Origin of the sequence: Streptomyces sp. NPDC053069 (assembly GCF_044546895.1) — a bacterium.
Taxonomy (GTDB): Bacteria; Actinomycetota; Actinomycetes; order Streptomycetales; family Streptomycetaceae; genus Streptomyces.
On sequence record NZ_JBITZN010000004.1, the window covers coordinates 20,984 to 36,061 of the forward strand.

14 protein-coding genes are annotated in these 15,078 nt (G+C 73.0%); all 14 read right to left on the bottom strand.

Annotated elements, in window-relative coordinates; translation table 11 throughout:
* Positions 1-26: 26 nt before the first annotated feature.
* The 14 genes from ACIGXP_RS09935 to ACIGXP_RS10000 all read right to left on the bottom strand — a co-directional run bounded on the left by ACIGXP_RS09935 (position 27) and on the right by ACIGXP_RS10000 (position 15,025).
* On the bottom strand, positions 27-692 hold the full coding sequence (locus ACIGXP_RS09935; protein WP_363216146.1) for a response regulator transcription factor: 666 nt from the start codon (positions 690-692) through the stop codon (positions 27-29).
* Positions 689-2,038, bottom strand: coding sequence for a sensor histidine kinase (locus ACIGXP_RS09940; RefSeq protein WP_399766219.1), 1,350 nt, complete (start codon positions 2,036-2,038; stop codon positions 689-691). The genes ACIGXP_RS09935 and ACIGXP_RS09940 overlap by 4 nt, the downstream gene beginning before the upstream one ends.
* Before the next feature lie 115 nt (positions 2,039-2,153).
* The gene (locus ACIGXP_RS09945; RefSeq protein ID WP_363216144.1) at positions 2,154-2,834 is read right to left on the bottom strand and encodes a response regulator transcription factor; all 681 of its coding nucleotides are present in this window, start codon (positions 2,832-2,834) and stop codon (positions 2,154-2,156) included.
* Between the two features lie 65 nt (positions 2,835-2,899).
* Positions 2,900-4,339: a sensor histidine kinase gene (locus ACIGXP_RS09950; RefSeq protein ID WP_399767222.1), complete on the bottom strand. Its 1,440-nt coding sequence runs from the start codon at positions 4,337-4,339 to the stop codon at positions 2,900-2,902.
* A gap of 13 nt (positions 4,340-4,352) precedes the next feature.
* Positions 4,353-5,612, bottom strand: coding sequence for an acyltransferase (locus ACIGXP_RS09955; protein ID WP_399766223.1), 1,260 nt, complete (start codon positions 5,610-5,612; stop codon positions 4,353-4,355).
* A complete protein-coding gene (locus ACIGXP_RS09960) occupies positions 5,605-6,783 on the bottom strand; it encodes an alpha/beta hydrolase (protein ID WP_399766225.1) in 1,179 nt (392 codons plus the stop codon). The genes ACIGXP_RS09955 and ACIGXP_RS09960 overlap by 8 nt, the downstream gene beginning before the upstream one ends.
* A gap of 189 nt (positions 6,784-6,972) precedes the next feature.
* Positions 6,973-7,872 carry an alpha/beta hydrolase gene (locus ACIGXP_RS09965; protein WP_363216142.1) on the bottom strand — a complete coding sequence of 300 codons (900 nt, stop codon included), beginning with the start codon at positions 7,870-7,872 and terminating at the stop codon, positions 6,973-6,975.
* Between the two features lie 360 nt (positions 7,873-8,232).
* Positions 8,233-9,450, bottom strand: a complete 1,218-nt coding sequence (gene kynU / locus ACIGXP_RS09970) for a kynureninase (protein ID WP_363216141.1) — start codon at positions 9,448-9,450, stop codon at positions 8,233-8,235.
* Positions 9,443-10,288 carry a tryptophan 2,3-dioxygenase family protein gene (locus ACIGXP_RS09975; RefSeq protein WP_399766230.1) on the bottom strand — a complete coding sequence of 282 codons (846 nt, stop codon included), beginning with the start codon at positions 10,286-10,288 and terminating at the stop codon, positions 9,443-9,445. Before ACIGXP_RS09975 ends, kynU begins: the two co-directional genes overlap by 8 nt.
* A gap of 146 nt (positions 10,289-10,434) precedes the next feature.
* Complete coding sequence (locus ACIGXP_RS09980; RefSeq protein WP_363216139.1) at positions 10,435-10,848, bottom strand: DUF3151 domain-containing protein; 414 nt, start codon at positions 10,846-10,848, stop codon at positions 10,435-10,437.
* A 144-nt stretch (positions 10,849-10,992) separates the two neighbouring features.
* Positions 10,993-12,447, bottom strand: coding sequence for an MFS transporter (locus ACIGXP_RS09985; protein ID WP_399766233.1), 1,455 nt, complete (start codon positions 12,445-12,447; stop codon positions 10,993-10,995).
* Positions 12,448-12,510: 63 nt separating this feature from the next.
* Complete coding sequence (gene fbaA, locus ACIGXP_RS09990) at positions 12,511-13,533, bottom strand: class II fructose-bisphosphate aldolase (protein WP_363216137.1); 1,023 nt, start codon at positions 13,531-13,533, stop codon at positions 12,511-12,513.
* Positions 13,534-13,677: 144 nt separating this feature from the next.
* A complete protein-coding gene (pyrE, locus tag ACIGXP_RS09995; protein WP_363216136.1) occupies positions 13,678-14,226 on the bottom strand; it encodes an orotate phosphoribosyltransferase in 549 nt (182 codons plus the stop codon).
* A 10-nt stretch (positions 14,227-14,236) separates the two neighbouring features.
* Positions 14,237-15,025, bottom strand: coding sequence for an aldose 1-epimerase (locus ACIGXP_RS10000; protein ID WP_363216135.1), 789 nt, complete (start codon positions 15,023-15,025; stop codon positions 14,237-14,239).
* Between the last annotated feature and the right edge of the window lie 53 nt (positions 15,026-15,078).

The following is a 15,078-nucleotide window of genomic DNA, read 5'->3' on the forward strand; positions in this document are numbered from 1 at the left end:
TCGGGCACGCCCGGGGCAGGGCGGCGTCAGCCCGGAGTCACCAGGCGGGCCTCGTAGGCGAAGACCGCTGCCTGGGTGCGGTCCCTGAGGCCGAGTTTGACGAGGATCCGGCTGACGTGGGTCTTGATCGTCGACTCTGCCACCACCAGGCGCTCGGCGATCTCGGCGTTGGACAGGCCCTGGGCGATCAGGATCAGAACCTCGGTCTCCCGTTCGGTGAGGTCGCCGTAGGCCGCTTGGGCCGACGGGGCCAGGCGCGGGAGGTCCGAGAGGCGGGAGAACTCCGTGAGCAGGCGTTTGGTGACCGAGGGGGCCAGGAGCGCCTCGCCCGCGGCCACCACCCTGACACCGTCCGCCAGTTGGCGGGCCGAGGCGTCCTTCAGGAGGAAGCCGGAGGCTCCTGCGCGCAGGGCCTGATACACATACTCGTCCAGGTCGAAGGTCGTCAGCACCAGCACCTTCGCCGCCGCGTCCGCAGCGACGATCTCCCGGGTGGCCTCGATGCCGTTCAGCTGCGGCATGCGGATGTCCATCAGGACGACGTCCGGGGCGAGTTCGCGGACCCGGGCCACCGCCTCGCGCCCGTTGACGGCCTCGCCGACGACCTCGATGTCCGGCATCGCGTTCAGCAGGACCGAGAAACCCTCGCGGACCATCATCTGGTCGTCCGCGATCAGTACGCGGATGGTCATGCGTCCCCTTCGCCCGCCGTGGCCGCCGGCACCGGCAGGAACACCGTCACCTCATAGCCCCCGTCCTCCGCCGGGCCCGCCGTCATCTCGCCGTTCAGCATCGACACACGCTCCCGCATGCCCGTGATGCCGTGCCCCGCGCCCGGAGAGGGTTTCGTCAGGTGCGGTGCGGGCGGCGGGCCGTTGACTATGCGCAGCCCCAGGCCGCCGAGGACATAGCCGATCTCCACGCGGGCACTGGCTCCCGGAGCGTGCCGCAGGGTGTTGCTGAGGGCCTCCTGGACGATCCGGTACGCCGACAGCTCCACGCCCTGCGGCAGTTCGCGGACCGCGCCGGTCACCGCCTTGTCGACCGTGAGGCCGGCCTCCCGCACATTGGCCAGCAGCCCGTCCAGGTCGGACAGGGTCGGCTGCGGGGCGTCCGGGGCCTCATGGTCCTCGGCACGGACCACTCCGAGGACCCGGCGCAGCTCGGTCAGGGCCGCCACCGCGTTCTCCCGGATGGTGACGAACGCCTTCTCCAGCTCCTCCGGCGGGTTCTCCACCCGGTAGGGCGCGGCCTCCGCCTGGATGGCGACCACCGACATGTGATGGGCGACCACGTCATGCAGCTCACGGGCGATGGTCGTGCGCTCCTCCAGCAGCGTGCGCCGCGAGCGCTCGTGCGCGGTCACCGTCTGCTGCGCGGTCACCTCCTGCTCGGCCTGCCGGCGTATGTGCCGGACCGTGACGGCCAGCAGTATGAATGCCGAGAGGACCAGCATGGGGGACACGTCGGTCTCGTAGTGGTCGAAGCCGAAGGCGGCGTCGAACCAGACGCCGTACACCGCGGTGAGCGCCCACATCCAGGCCGCGGTGCGCGGGCGGGTGCGGAGCGCCACGACGGTGAGCACCGTCAGGTGGGAGACGAAGCTGCTCGGCAGCCAGGGCCAGCTGTCCCAGTCGCTGCCGGTGACCGCGGTGGCCGTGGTCGCCGCGAGCGACAGCCAGAACGCCCCGGCCGGACGCGCCAGGGTCAGCAGCACCGGAACCAGGGCCAGCAGCGCGCGCAGCAGGGCGCTGACCCCCGCCTCGTTGTCGGCGAAGCCGACGAGCGCCGCCAGCACGCCCACGGCTGCCACCGTCATGTGCGGGGCCCAGGCCGCGTACTCCCTCATTCGGCCCGGCAGCCGGCGGGCGAGCGGGCCGTCCACGGACAGGGGCGGCAGCGGCCGGTAGGCGAAGGCGTGCTGGAGGAGGTCCTGCCGCAGCCCGCGCAGGGCGCCCGCGGCGAGCCGGAACTCCGGGCTCCGCGGCCGGCCGGCCGGGCCCGGCGGAGTCGTCTGCGTGTGCGTCGTCTGGGTCACGTACGCAACGGTAGGCGGGGGCGGGGCCGTGGTCGTCACCTTGCAGAGGGGTCCTCGCGGGTCCCTCTCAGGTACTACGGGTCTTGCGCAGGGCCCCGGTGCGGGACCGGTGGCCTCACCGGCCGCCGGGGCGGACCAGGCCGGACTCATAGGCGAAGACCGCCGCCTGGGTCCGGTCGCGCAGCCCCAGCTTCACCAGGATCCGGCCCACGTGCGTCTTCACCGTCTGCTCGGCCACGACCAGCCGCTCGGCGATCTCCGCGTTCGACAGGCCCTGGGCGATCAGCGCCAGCACCTCCGTCTCCCGTTCGGTGAGGTCACCCACACGCTGCTTGAGCGGGGCCCGGGGACTGCCGTCCAGGCGGGAGAACTCGGCGATGAGGCGGCGGGTGATGCCGGGCGCGAGCAGGGCGTCGCCCGCGGCCACGACCCGTACCGCCTCGGCCAGCTGGTCCGCGGAGGCGTCCTTGAGCAGAAAGCCGGAGGCCCCCGCCCGCAGCGCCTCGTACACGTACTCGTCCAGGTCGAACGTGGTCAGCACCAGCACCCTGACGGCCGGGTGGTCGGCGGTGATCCGGCGGGTCGCCTCGATGCCGCCGAGTTCGGGCATCCGGATGTCCATCAGCACCACGTCCGGCACCAGTTCGGCGGTCCGGGCGATCGCGTCGCGGCCGTCCACCGCCTGCCCGACCACCTCGATGCCGGGCTGGGCGTTGAGCAGCACGGTGAAGCCCTGCCGGACCATCTGCTGGTCGTCGGCGATGAGTACGCGGATGGTGCCGGCGCCGCTCGTCATGGGGGTCGGTTCTCCTGTCGGGGCTCGGTGCTTGCGGATCGGGTGCAGTGGGACGAGGACCGGGGTCAGGGCGGCCCGGCAGGTGTCGATTCCGTCGGTCCGGGGACGCCGCCGCGGGGGAGGAACGCCACCACCACGAAGCCGCCGTCCCGGGTCGGTTTCGCCTCGACGCTCCCGCCCAGCATCGCCGCGCGCTCCCGCATGCCCAGCAGGCCGTGCCCACTGCCCGGGGTCGGCTGGACCGGGCGGCTGGGCGGGGAGTTCCTGATGCTCAGGTATATGCCATTGGGGAAGTGAGCGATGTCCACGCGCACCTTCGCACCCGGCGCGTGCCGCAGCACGTTGCTCAGTGCTTCCTGGACGATCCGGTACGCCGACAGCTCCACCCCGGGCGGGTAGCCGCGGGCATCGCCCTCCTCGGCCTTCACGACGTCCACGCCGGCCGCCCTGGTGTTCTCCAGCAGGGAGTCCAGGCGGGCGAGGTTCGGCTGCGGGGCGTCGGGGACCGGGCCGGTGCCGGGAGCGGACAGGGAGGAGATGTCCTCGGCCCGCGGTTCGTCCGGGCTCTCGGAACGCAGGACGCCGAGCACACGGCGCAGCTCCGTCAGAGCCTCCAGGGCGTTGTTGCGGATGCCCGCGAGGTTCTCCTTCAGCTCCTCCGTGGGGTTCTCCACCAGGTGGGGAGCCACCTGGGCCTGGATGGATATCACCGACATGTGGTGGGCGACCACGTCGTGCAGCTCCCGGGCGATACGGCTGCGCTCCTCCAGCAGGGTGCGGCGGGCGCGTTCCTCCGCGGTGATCGTCGTCTGCCGGACCAGCTGGGTACGGGCCTCGCTGCGGCCGCGCAGGGTGGTGCCGATGAGGGCGGCGACGGCGAACAGGCCGATCGCCACCTCTCCCGTCGGGGTGTAGAGCCGCGCTCCTATGAAGCCTTCGATGAGGAAGGTGACCAGGGCGGTGGCGCCGAGTGCGGCAACCGTGCCGCGGACGCGGACGCGCAGGGCGAGGAGCAGCAGTACAGCCATGTGGGCCAGCAGAACGGGCGTGGACCAGGGCCAGTTCGGGTGGGCCAGCCGGAGCATGGGCGCCAACATCTGCTGCCGGGCGAGCAGCGCGGTGACGGCGGCGGCTGCCAGTGACAGGGCCCAGGCGGGAACGGGGCGCCGCAGGGCCAGGACGATGGCGACGCTCTGGAGGGACGTGCACAGGAGGGCAACGGCGGTGGCGAGGCCATAGCTGTCGGACAGCTCCTCGGCGCCGGCTCCCATGATGGCCAGGGCCGCGTAGAAGGTCAGCAGGTAGGTGAGGAGGCGGAGCCAGCGGTACTTGGAGAAGGGGGGCGACTGGGAGGAGGGGTTTTCGCCCAGCCAGGCGCGGAATCGGGCGGCCCGGGAGGGAGTTGCCGGGCCGGGCTCGTCCTCGGCCGGGATCGGGGAGGCGGATGACCTCGCGGGCGGGGCGTCGCCGGGGTGGTCGGTCGGGTTCTTCGGCTCCGCGGACATCACGGACGCAACTTTAGGCATGGTGCGGGGACCTCGCTGGCGGCACATGGCGGCGGACCACGCGCGACGTACGGTTTCGTGGGCGGCGGGGGCCCTGTTCGTGGTGTCGGAAGGCCGTCCGGCACAGGGCCAGGGTCAGGGTGAAGACGGGGAGCCAGAGCAGGCGGGAGGCCACCCAGGTGAGGGAGTCGGGGGTGGTGTGCAGTCCGGGCAGGCGGCCGGCCAGGAGGGCCGTCGCCGTGGTGGCCATCATGGCCGTCTGGTGCCAGAGGAAGATCGTCATCGCGGAGAGGTTGACGAAGGCCGTCGCCGCCCAGACCAGGGGCCGGGCCGTCGCGCGGCGCAGACGGTCGCGGAGCAGCAGGGCGAGGCCGCACTGGGCCAGGCCGAAGGTGACGGCCGCCAGGGTCGGGGGGTTGAGGTTGGATGTCGCCGCGCCGGGAACGCCGACCATGGACGCCGGATAGCCCCCGCAGGTGACGAGCAGGGCCGTGGTCGCCGTACCGCCGAGCAGCAGGGCCCGGGCCGAGCGGCGGCTCGTCAGCGCTCCCCGGGCCCAGGCGGCGCCGAGGGTGTACGGGACCAGCCAGCCCGCCGGCAGGTTCAGCCAGCCGAGCCAGGACGGGCCGAGGTGCAGGCCGAAGCGGAGCAGGTCCACGTGCAGGACGACGGCGAGCGGCCACAGGGGGTTGAGGCGTGCGACGAGGGGGGTGGCGGCCGTGAGCGCGGCGAAGACCAGCAGGAACCACAGCGGGGACAGCGCCAGTTTGAGCAGGGTGTGGATCGTGGCCAGGGGCGTGCCGCTGAGGAGGAGGGTCACGGTCGCCACCGTCCACAGGGCGAGCAGCGCGGCCACCGGGCGCAGCAGGCGGGTCAGCCGGGCGCGCAGCCAGGCGGCGTAACCGTCGCCTCTGTCGCGGGCCGAGGCCAGGCCGCGCGTCGCCACATGGCCGCCGACCAGGAAGAACACGGCCAGTGTCTGGAAGAGCCAGGAGACCGGGGCCAGCCAGGGCATGTGCTGCAGCGGACTCGCCGTGTGCAGGCCGCCGTCCTGGGCGACCAGCGCCGTCACCAGCCAGTGGCCGAGGACGACACCGAGGATCGCGAGGGCGCGCAGGGCGTCGATCGCACGGTCCCGGGATGCGGGGGTGGCGGCGTCGACCTGGTGGGCGGCTCGGCGGAGGGCGTGCAGGGGTGCGCGCAGAGCCGTGCGGAGGGCGGGCTGCGGGGCGTGGAGGGTGGTGCGGGGGGCGCTTGCGGTCTGCTCAGGCACGGGTCACCTCCGAGGTCTCGCCGAGGGTGATCCGGGCCAGGTTGGCGAGGGAGGCCGACCCCGGGGTGAAGTAGCCGCTGTGGTCGGCGTCGGCCGCGTCGAAGACCCGGGCGCCGAAGGCGCCGGAGACCGGGTCGGTGCCGATGCCGAGGGTGGTGCCGAAGAGGTGGGCGCGGACGTGCGGTACGTGCTCCACCCAGTCGTCGCTGCCGCGGGCCGCCCAGACCCGGGCGCGGGTGTGCAGGGCGGCGGCCGAGTCGGCGCCGGTGCCGGGGCTGCCGATCAGGACCATGTCGTCCGCGTCCAGGCCGGGGGCGGCCCGGCCGCAGACGACCGAGCCGTAGGAGTGGCAGAGCAGGGAGATGTGTGTCCGGGGTGGGGTGGCCGCGCGCAGGTGGCGTACGAAGGCGCGCAGGCGGGGGGCGGCTTCGTCGGCGCGGGTGGTGGTGGTCAGCGCGGTGCTGACGGTGGCCGGTGTCTCGTAGCCGAGCCAGGCGATGACGGCGACGTGGGTGTGCTGCGGGGCGCGGTGGGTGAGGTCGGTGTAGAGGGCGGCGGCCGCCCGGTGGAAGCGGGCGTAGGTGTCCAGGGAGGTGTCCGAGCCGGGGACCAGGACCGCGAGGTGGTCGGCGTGGGCGAGGTCGCCGAGGACCTCGGTGGCCTGGCCTGCGCCTCGGCCGTCGAAGGTGAGGAGGTGGCGGGACGGGGAGGCGAGTGCCAGGTCGGCGGTGGCGCGGTGCAGGTCGCCGTGGGCGGCGGCCATGCGGGCGGCCCGGGCGGCCTCGGCCCGGTTGGTCTCGTAGGTGGTGGCGAGCGTGGTGTCGGTGAGTGGGGGCAGGGTCGCGGGGGCGGGGGCGGGGATCCGGGGGCGGGCTGCGCCGGCGAGGGGGGCGGCTATGGCCGCGGTGAGGAGGGCGGCGAGGAGGGTGCGGTGCCAATTCCTCGGGCGGCGGGCGGGGCCGGGGCCGTCGCGGTCCGGACGCGGGTCTGTGGGCGGGCACCCGGCCTGCGGCCGGGCTTGGTTTCCCACCCGCACCACCACCTCTGCTTTCGTCGTCGACTGCGGGTGGCCCTCGCGGAACGAACCCGCCGTCGGCGGCTGCCGGTCCGTGTCGAGGGAGGGGGTGGTCCGGGGCAACTGTGCAGGGGTGGGGTGGTCGGCGTGCCCCATGGGTGGGTTCCTTTCCGGTCGCCCGGCCATCGGGCTTCTCCGGAAAGGAAGTTAGGGATCGCGGGCTGTCGCCGGCGTCACGCCAGGGAGCTGTCCTGCGGGGTAGCTCTCAGGTACTACGGGTATCACCGGGTGCCCGAGACGCCCCGCCGGAGACGCCCACCGGAGACGCCCCGCCGGAGACCCCCGTCACCACGCCAGTTGGGCGATCTCCTCGGCCACCACCGCGCACGCGTCCGCCGCCGGGTCGATCAGCGGGAAGTGGCCCACGTCCTCCAGCAGCGTCAGGCCCACGACCTCCCCGGCCTTCGCCGCCGCGTCCGCGTAGGACTCGGCCACCGCCTGCGGCACCTCCCGGTCCGTACGCCCCTGCACGAGCGTCGTCGCGATGCCCGTCGGCAGCAGCAGGACGGGGTCGGCGCAGGGGCGGCGCTCGGCGAACGCTTCCGGACCGCCGAGGAGTTGCATGCTCGCGTTGCCGCACACGGCCAGCTTCTCGGCGACCTCGAAGTCCGCGATCGGGGCGAGGGCGACGACCCCGCGCAGCGGTGCCGGCCGGCCGGTGCGCCAGGGGGAGTCCGCGGGCAGGACGTGGCGGGCCGCGGCCCACAGGGCGAGGTGGCCTCCGGCCGAGTGACCCGTCAGCACGGTGCGGCGCGGGTCGGCCTGCGGGAGGGCCTCGCGGATCAGGGCGGGGAGGGCGTCCAGGGCGGCCGCGACGTCGTCGAACGTGTCGGGCCAGCGGCCGGCCACAGGGGTGGCGTCACCGCCGTCACCCGTGCTCTGTCCGGGGATCAGGGGCTCGCCTCCGCGCCGGTACTCGACGTTGGCCACCGCGAAGCCCCTGCGGGCCAGGTAGTCCGCGAAGGGCGTGATGTGGCGCCGGTCGTAGCGGGCGCGCCAGGCGCCGCCGTGCAGGACGACCACCACCGGGGCCGGGGAGTCCGGCGCCGTCCGGGGAGCGTAGAAGTCGATCACCTGGTCGGGGTGGCTGCCGTACGCGGACGTGACGTCGGGGTCGACCGGGGGGTGCGAGAAGGCCGACTCCTCTTCGGCGGCAGCGCGGGCTGCTGCGGCGTCGTCCGGCATGCTTCAACCTCTCAGCGATGAAACGCGTTTGGCGGACCCAGTAAGACGGACCAGGTGGAGACAATCGGCCGTTGGCGGGAAGGTACCAGGCCGATGACGTGCGCGGACACGGGGTTACGGCCCGGCCGGCGCCGCGTACACCGCCCGGTCGCGGAAGTGCCGGTGCACAGGCCGGCGCCCCGGCCGAGGCCGGCGTCGGCACGGCGGACGGCCGCGCGGAAACGGACGCGGTGCAGCGAGGTCGGCCCTCCCGCGTCCGTCCCCTGCCCGGGGCGCCTAGGGGGTGTCGTTTGGATCACCCCGGCGTCGCGGGTCCGCCGGCCGGCACCGCTCGTCACGGCCGGCCCCAAACGACACCCCCTAAGCCCCGCCCAGCACCTCCCCCAGCACCCGCGCCGCCCGCTCCACGTCCGCGAATCCCACGTACAGCGGTGTGAAACCGAAGCGCAGCACGTCGGGCGCCCGGAAGTCACCGACCACTCCCCGCTCGATCAGCCGCTTCATGGCATCCCCCGCGTCCGCGCACCGCAGCGCCACCTGACTGCCGCGCTCCTCATGGGCCACCGGTGTCAGACACTCGACGCGCCCCTCGGGCACATACGCCGCGACGCACTCCAGGAAGAAGTCCGTCAGGGCCAGCGACTTGGCGCGCACCGCGTCGACCGACACCCCGTCCCAGACGTCCAGCGCCGCCTCCAGCGCCAGCATCGACAGGATGTCCGGCGTGCCCACGCGCCCGCGCAGCGCGCCGGGCGCCGGGGCGTACTCCGGCCGCATCCCGAAGGGCTCCGCATGCGAGTTCCAGCCCGGAAGCGGGGAGTCGAAGCGGTCCTGGAGCGAGCGGCGCACATACAGGTACGCCGGTGAACCGGGGCCGCCGTTCAGGTACTTGTAGGTGCAGCCGACCGCGAGGTCGACGCCGTGCTCGTCCAGGCCCACCGGCAGCGCGCCGGCGCTGTGGCACAGGTCCCAGACCGCGAGGGCGCCGGCGGAGTGGACGGCCGACGTCAGCGACGGCAGGTCGTGGAGGCGGCCGGTGCGGTAGTCGACGTGGTTGAGCAGCACCGCGGCCGTACGGCCGGTCAGGGCGGCGGGCACCTCGGCCGGGGTCACGGCACGCAGCGTGCGGCCGGTCATGCGGGCCGCGGACTCGGCGATGTAGCCGTCCGTCGGGAAGGTGGTGGCGTCCACCAGGATCTCGGTGCGGTCCTCGTCGGCCATCCGTACCGCCGCGACCAGCGCCTTGAAGACGTTGACGCTGGTGGAGTCGCCGACGACGATCTGCCCGGCCGCCGCGCCGACCAGCGGGGCGATCCGGTCGCCGATCCGCTCCGGCGCCGTCCACCAGCCGCTCTCCTCCCAGGACCGGATGCGCAGTTCGCCCCACTGGCGGCGGACGACGTCCGCCACGCGCTCGGGTACCTGCGCGGGCAGGGCACCCAGGGAGTTCCCGTCCAGGTACACGCCCGCGGCGTCAGCCGTGTGACCGGACCCGGTGTCGAGGAGGAACCGGTCCCTGAGCGGCGCCAGCTCGTCCGCCGCGTCCAGTTTCTCCGCCCGCAGAACAAGCTCAGACATGGGACCTCGCCGTCCACAGCTCGGGGAACACGTTCTTCCGGGCGCGCTTCTCCAGCCAGGCCACGCCGGCCGAACCGCCCGTGCCGGCCTTGGCGCCCATCGCGCGGCGGGTGGCGACCAGGTGGTCGTTGCGCCAGCGCCACACCAGTTCGGCCACGTCGGTCAACGCCTCGCCCAGCCGGGCGAGTTCATCGCTCTCGTCCCCCGCGTAGACGGCGGTCCAGGCCGCCTCCACGGCGTCCGAGGGCTCGTAGCGCCGGGAGACGTCCCGGCGCAGCACCGAGTCCGGGATCGGGTGGCCGCGGCGTGCGAGGAGGCGTACGACCTCGTCGTACAGGCTCGGCTCGTGCAGCGCCTTCTCCAGTTCCGCGTGGACGCGCGGTGCGCCGCGGTGCGGGACGAGCATGGACGCGGACTTCTCACCGAGCAGGAACTCCATGCGGCGGTACATCGCCGACTGGAAGCCGGAGCCCTCGCCGAGGGCGCTGCGGTACGAGTTGAACTGCGCCGGGGTGAGCTGGCCGAGCGGCTTCCAGGAGGCGTTCAGCGCCTCCAGCTCGCGCACGGAACGCTTCAGCGCGGCGATCGCGGTCGGTACGTCGTCCGAGCGCAGGGCGTTCGCCGCGGTCTCCCACTCGTGCACGATGACCGTGAACCACAGCTCCATGACCTGGGTGGTCACCAGGAAGACCATCTCTCCGGGATCGTCGGAGAGGGTGTGCTGGAGGTGGGTGAGCACGTCCGCCTTGACGTAGTCCTCGTACGGCGTCGTACCCGCGAAGTCCAGGTGCGGGGTCTCGGGCTCGGCCTCGGGAAGGGGGTGAGCCTGTTGGGACATCGCTGTCTCCTGTTGTTACTCCGGGTAGCGGTCCGCCCCTGCCGATTCCGGCACGGGGGCCCCGGTCCCCACCCGGAATCCTCCGCAATCGCCTCGGCTACGGCAAGGCCCGTCCGCTGCCAGACGGGCCACACCGTGCGGTCCGGCTAGCCGAGGGTCTGGGCCGCCGTCGGGGAGGAGTCCTTCAGGAACTGCGAGCAGCGCTCGTACTCCTCCTGCTCGCCGATCGCCTGCGCGGCGCGGGCGAGGGCGTGCAGGGCGCGCAGGAAGCCGCGGTTCGGCTCGTGCTCCCAGGGGACCGGGCCGTGGCCCTTCCAGCCGCCTCGGCGCAGGGCGTCCAGGCCGCGGTGGTAGCCCGTACGGGCGTAGGCGTACGACTCCACGACCGCGCCGCGCTCGAACGCCTCGTCGGCCAGCTGGGCCCAGGCGAGGGAGGAGGTGGGGTACTTGGCGGCGACGTCCGCGGGGGCGGTACCGGCCGCGAGCTGTTCGCGGGGCTCGGGGTCGTCGGGGAGATGGGTGGGGGGCGGGCCGCCGAGGAGGTTCTCGTGAATCGTCATGGGTTCAGTTTCTCGCACAGGTGCATGTGCGGGCTCGTCCTGCGGGTACCCGTGCCGGTGCGGGCCGGGGGTGATGTTCGCCTGCCCGCGCCGGCGGGGTGCCTGCCCCGGAGGGGTCACCCTCAGTCGAAGCCCGGACCCCGCCTACCGCCTCCGTTCCCCCTCCAGAGGCGGCGCAGTCACATTGCCGTGCATCCTGCACTCCGGGCGCAGGCAGCCGGGGCGCGGTCGGCGGACCAGGGCGAAAGCGAGGGCCGAGCCCAGCAGCAGCGTCCCCGCGAGCATGGGCATCGCCCGGTCGAACGCCGCGTCGAACGCAGTGGGCGACCGGTACGCCTCCGGCCCCATCCCCGCCAGCAGCGGCAGCGCCGCGACCGCAACCAGGCCCGCCGCCCTCGCCGCCGCGTTGTTGATGCCGCTGGCCAGGCCCGCCCGGGTGGCGTCGACAGAGGCGAGGACCGTGGCCGTCAGCGGGGCCACCAGGGTGACCATCCCCGCCCCCATCACCAGCAACGCGGGCAGGACGTCCGTCGGATAGTCCGCGCCCGGCCCCACCCGCAGCATCAGCAGCATCGCCGCCGCGCAGAGCAGGGGACCGACCGTGAGCGGCAGGCGCGGGCCGGTACGGTCCGCCAGGGCGCCCGAGCGGGCGGAGAAGAGCAGCATCAGGGCGGTGGTCGGCAGCAACGCCGTACCGGCCGCCAGCGGCGAGTAGCCCGCCACCACCTGCAGCTGCAGCGCGGTGAGGAAGAAGAAGCCGCCGAACGCCGCGTACACGCACAGGGTGACCAGGTTGACCGCCGTGAACTGGCGCGAGGCGAAGATGTCCGGCGGGAGCATCGGGGCCGGACGGTGCCGTTCGACCAGCACGAAGGCCACCGCCGCCGCCAGGCCCGCGACCGCGCTCAGCGCGACCGCGACCGTGCCCGTCCGCGCCTCGATCAGCGCGTACGTCAGCAGCGCCAGCGCCAGGGCGCCCAGCAGCGCGCCGAGCACGTCGAAGCGGCCCCGGCGGCCCCCGGCGGACGACTCCGGCACGTGCCACACCGCGACCGGCACGCACAGCAGCGCCAGCGGGACGTTCAGCAGGAACACCCAGCGCCAGCCGGGGCCGGCCACCAGCCAGCCGCCCAGGAACGGGCCGACCGCCGCGCCGATCCCGCCGAAGCCGGACCACAGGCCGACGGCCCGGCTCCGGTCGTCGGGGTGGAAGGACGACTGGATGAGCGCGAGGGAGCCGGGGGTGAGGAGCGCGCCGCCGATGCCCTGCAGGGCCCGGGCGGCGATCAGGACGGGCGGGTTCGGTGCCAGGCCGCACAGCAGGGACGCCGCCGCGAACCACACCACGCCCAGCACGAAGACCTTACGGCGGCCGAAGTCGTCGCCCAGCGAGCCGCCCAGCAGGATCAGACCGGCCAGCGTGACCATGTACGCGTTGACCGTCCACTGCAGCGCGGCCAGGCTCGCGTCCAGGTCGCGGCCGATGCGCGGGAGCGCCACGTTGACGACGGTGGAGTCCAGCATGGCCATGCTGGAGCCGAGGACCGTCGTGAGCAGGATCCACTTGCCCTGGGGCGAGGCCAGCCGGACGTCGGACACCCCCCAGGTATACAGCGGGCCCGGCGGCAAGGACAGCCGCCGGGCCCACCGCAGGGGTACCGCTTACTTGATCCTGTTGCCCGCCGAGCGCAGGTTCTTCGTGGCCTCGACGACACGCGCGGCCATGCTCGCCTCGGCGAGCTTGCCCCAGGTGCGCGGGTCGTAGGCCTTCTTGTTGCCGACCTCGCCGTCGACCTTCAGGACGCCGTCGTAGTTCTGGAACATGTGGGCGGCGACCGGACGGGTGAAGGCGTACTGGGTGTCCGTGTCGATGTTCATCTTCACGACGCCGTTCTCCAGCGCGGTGAGGATCTCCTGCTCGGTGGAGCCGGAGCCGCCGTGGAAGACGAAGTCGAAGGGGGACTGCTTGCCGAACTTGGCCGCCACGCCCTCGTTCAGCTCCTTCAGGAGCTCGGGGCGGAGCACGACGTTGCCCGGCTTGTACACGCCGTGCACGTTGCCGAAGGAGGCGGCCAGCAGGTAGCGGCCCTTCTCGCCGAGACCGAGGGCCTCCGCCGTACGGATGGCGTCCTCGACCGTCGTGTACAGGGAGTCGTTGATCTCGTGCGAGACGCCGTCCTCCTCACCGCCGGTCGGGGTGATCTCGACCTCCAGGATGATGTTCGCGCGACGGGCCTGCTCCAGCAGCTCCTGCGCGATCTCCAGGTTGTCGGCGAGGGTCTCGGCGGAGCCGTCCCACATGTGGGACTGGAACAGCGGGTGGCGGCCGGCCTTCACGCGCTCCTCGGAGATCGCGAGCAGCGGACGTACGTACCCGTCGAGCTTGTCCTTCGGGCAGTGGTCGGTGTGCAGCGCGATGTTGACCGGGTACTTCTCGGCGAGGATGTGCGCGTACTCGGCGAGGGCGACCGCGCCGGTCACCATGTCCTTGCTGTACTGGCCGCCGAGGAACTCGGCGCCGCCGGTCGAGATCTGGACGATGCCGTCGCTCTCCGCCTCCGCGAAACCGCGCAGCGCCGCGTTCAGGGTCTGGCTCGAGGTGACGTTGATGGCCGGGTAGGCGAACTTGCCTGCCTTCGCCCGGTCGAGCATCTCGTTGTAGACCTCGGGGGTTGCGATGGGCATCTGTCCGCTCCTTGGTGTTGCGGGTCGGCTTGGTGCGTTACGGCCCTGACCTAGACCTGGGGATTCGACGTCGTCGTCGGTCCCATCTTTCCAGACATGGACCGCAGGTCCATGCGCCGGTCAAGTCCAGGTCAATCCGCGTCGTCAGTCCAGACCCAGTTCATCCTTCGAGAAGGCGAAACGGTACGGAACACCTGCGCCGGCTTCGATCTTCTCTGCGGCACCGGTCGCCCGGTCCACGATGGTCGCGACGGCGACGACCTCCGCGCCGGCCTCGCGCACCGCCTCCACGGCGGTGAGTGGGGAGCCGCCGGTGGTGGAGGTGTCCTCGACCACGAGCACCCGCCGCCCCGCGATGTCCGGGCCCTCCACGCGCCGCTGCAGACCGTGCGCCTTCGCGGCCTTCCGTACGACGAACGCGTCGAGTTTCCTCCCGCGCGCGGCGGCGGCGTGCAGCATGGCCGCGGCGACCGGGTCGGCGCCCATGGTGAGCCCGCCCACCGCGTCGAACTCCAGGTCGGCGGTGAGATCCAGCAGGACCTGGCCGACCAGCGGGGCGGCCTCGCCGTCGAGGGTGATGCGGCGCAGGTCGACGTAGTAGTCGGCCTCCAGACCCGAGGAGAGGGTCACCTTGCCGTGCACCACGGCCTTGTCCTTGATCTGCTGCAGCAGCGCGCCACGTACTTCCGTCATGCCGCCCAGCTTAAAGGCGCCGCCAGCTCCAGGTCGTCGTCGCCTCCAGCGGCTCCAGCGGGGTGACCAGGCGCGGAAGGGTGTTCAGGCCGTTCGGCGGACCGGTCTGCGGCTCCACGCACACGGCCTCGGCCTGCTCGTCGTAGACGACGACCCACTCCTCGCGGCTGGCCACCTTCAGCTCCAGCTGCCCCGGCCAGGTGAGGGTGACGTCGACGCCGCCGGGCATGCCGAAGCAGTCGTCCCAGGGGCCGGGCTTCGGGTCGATCCGGTTGCCGGTCGGCAGATGGTCGTCCCCGCGTTCCTCCTGCCAGGCGGGCTTGAAGTCGAGGGTGACGTCCTCGCCGCCGAGGTTCCGGTTGAACCAGGGGTGCCAGCCGATCTGCGCCGGGAAGGAGTCGTCGTACGTCTCCACGGACATCGTCAGCGTCAGGCTGTCCTCGGCGAGCACGACGCTCTGGGTGACGCGGCCGGGGTGCGGCCAGGGGTCGACCAGCTCGTACGTGATCACCGCCTCGTGCTGCGAGGCGCGCGCGGTGCGCCAGGCGCCGTCGCGGGCGGTGCCGTGGATGGCGTGCGGCGGGGAGTTGAGCGGCATCTGGCGCACGGTGCCGCCGTCCAGGAAACGGCCGTCCCTGGTGCGGCCGCACCAGGGCACCATCGGGAAGCAGCCGAAGCGGGGGCCTTGCCTCAGCAGTTCCAGGGAGCCGATCCTGAGGCTGCCGATACGGCCGCCGTCGGCGGGGCTGACGTGCACCTCTGCGTCACCTGCGGTCAGCGTGATGTCTTCGTTACTCACGGGATGACACTACTGGGCAGACCGGTCGGGACCGCGAGTACGGGCAGCAACTC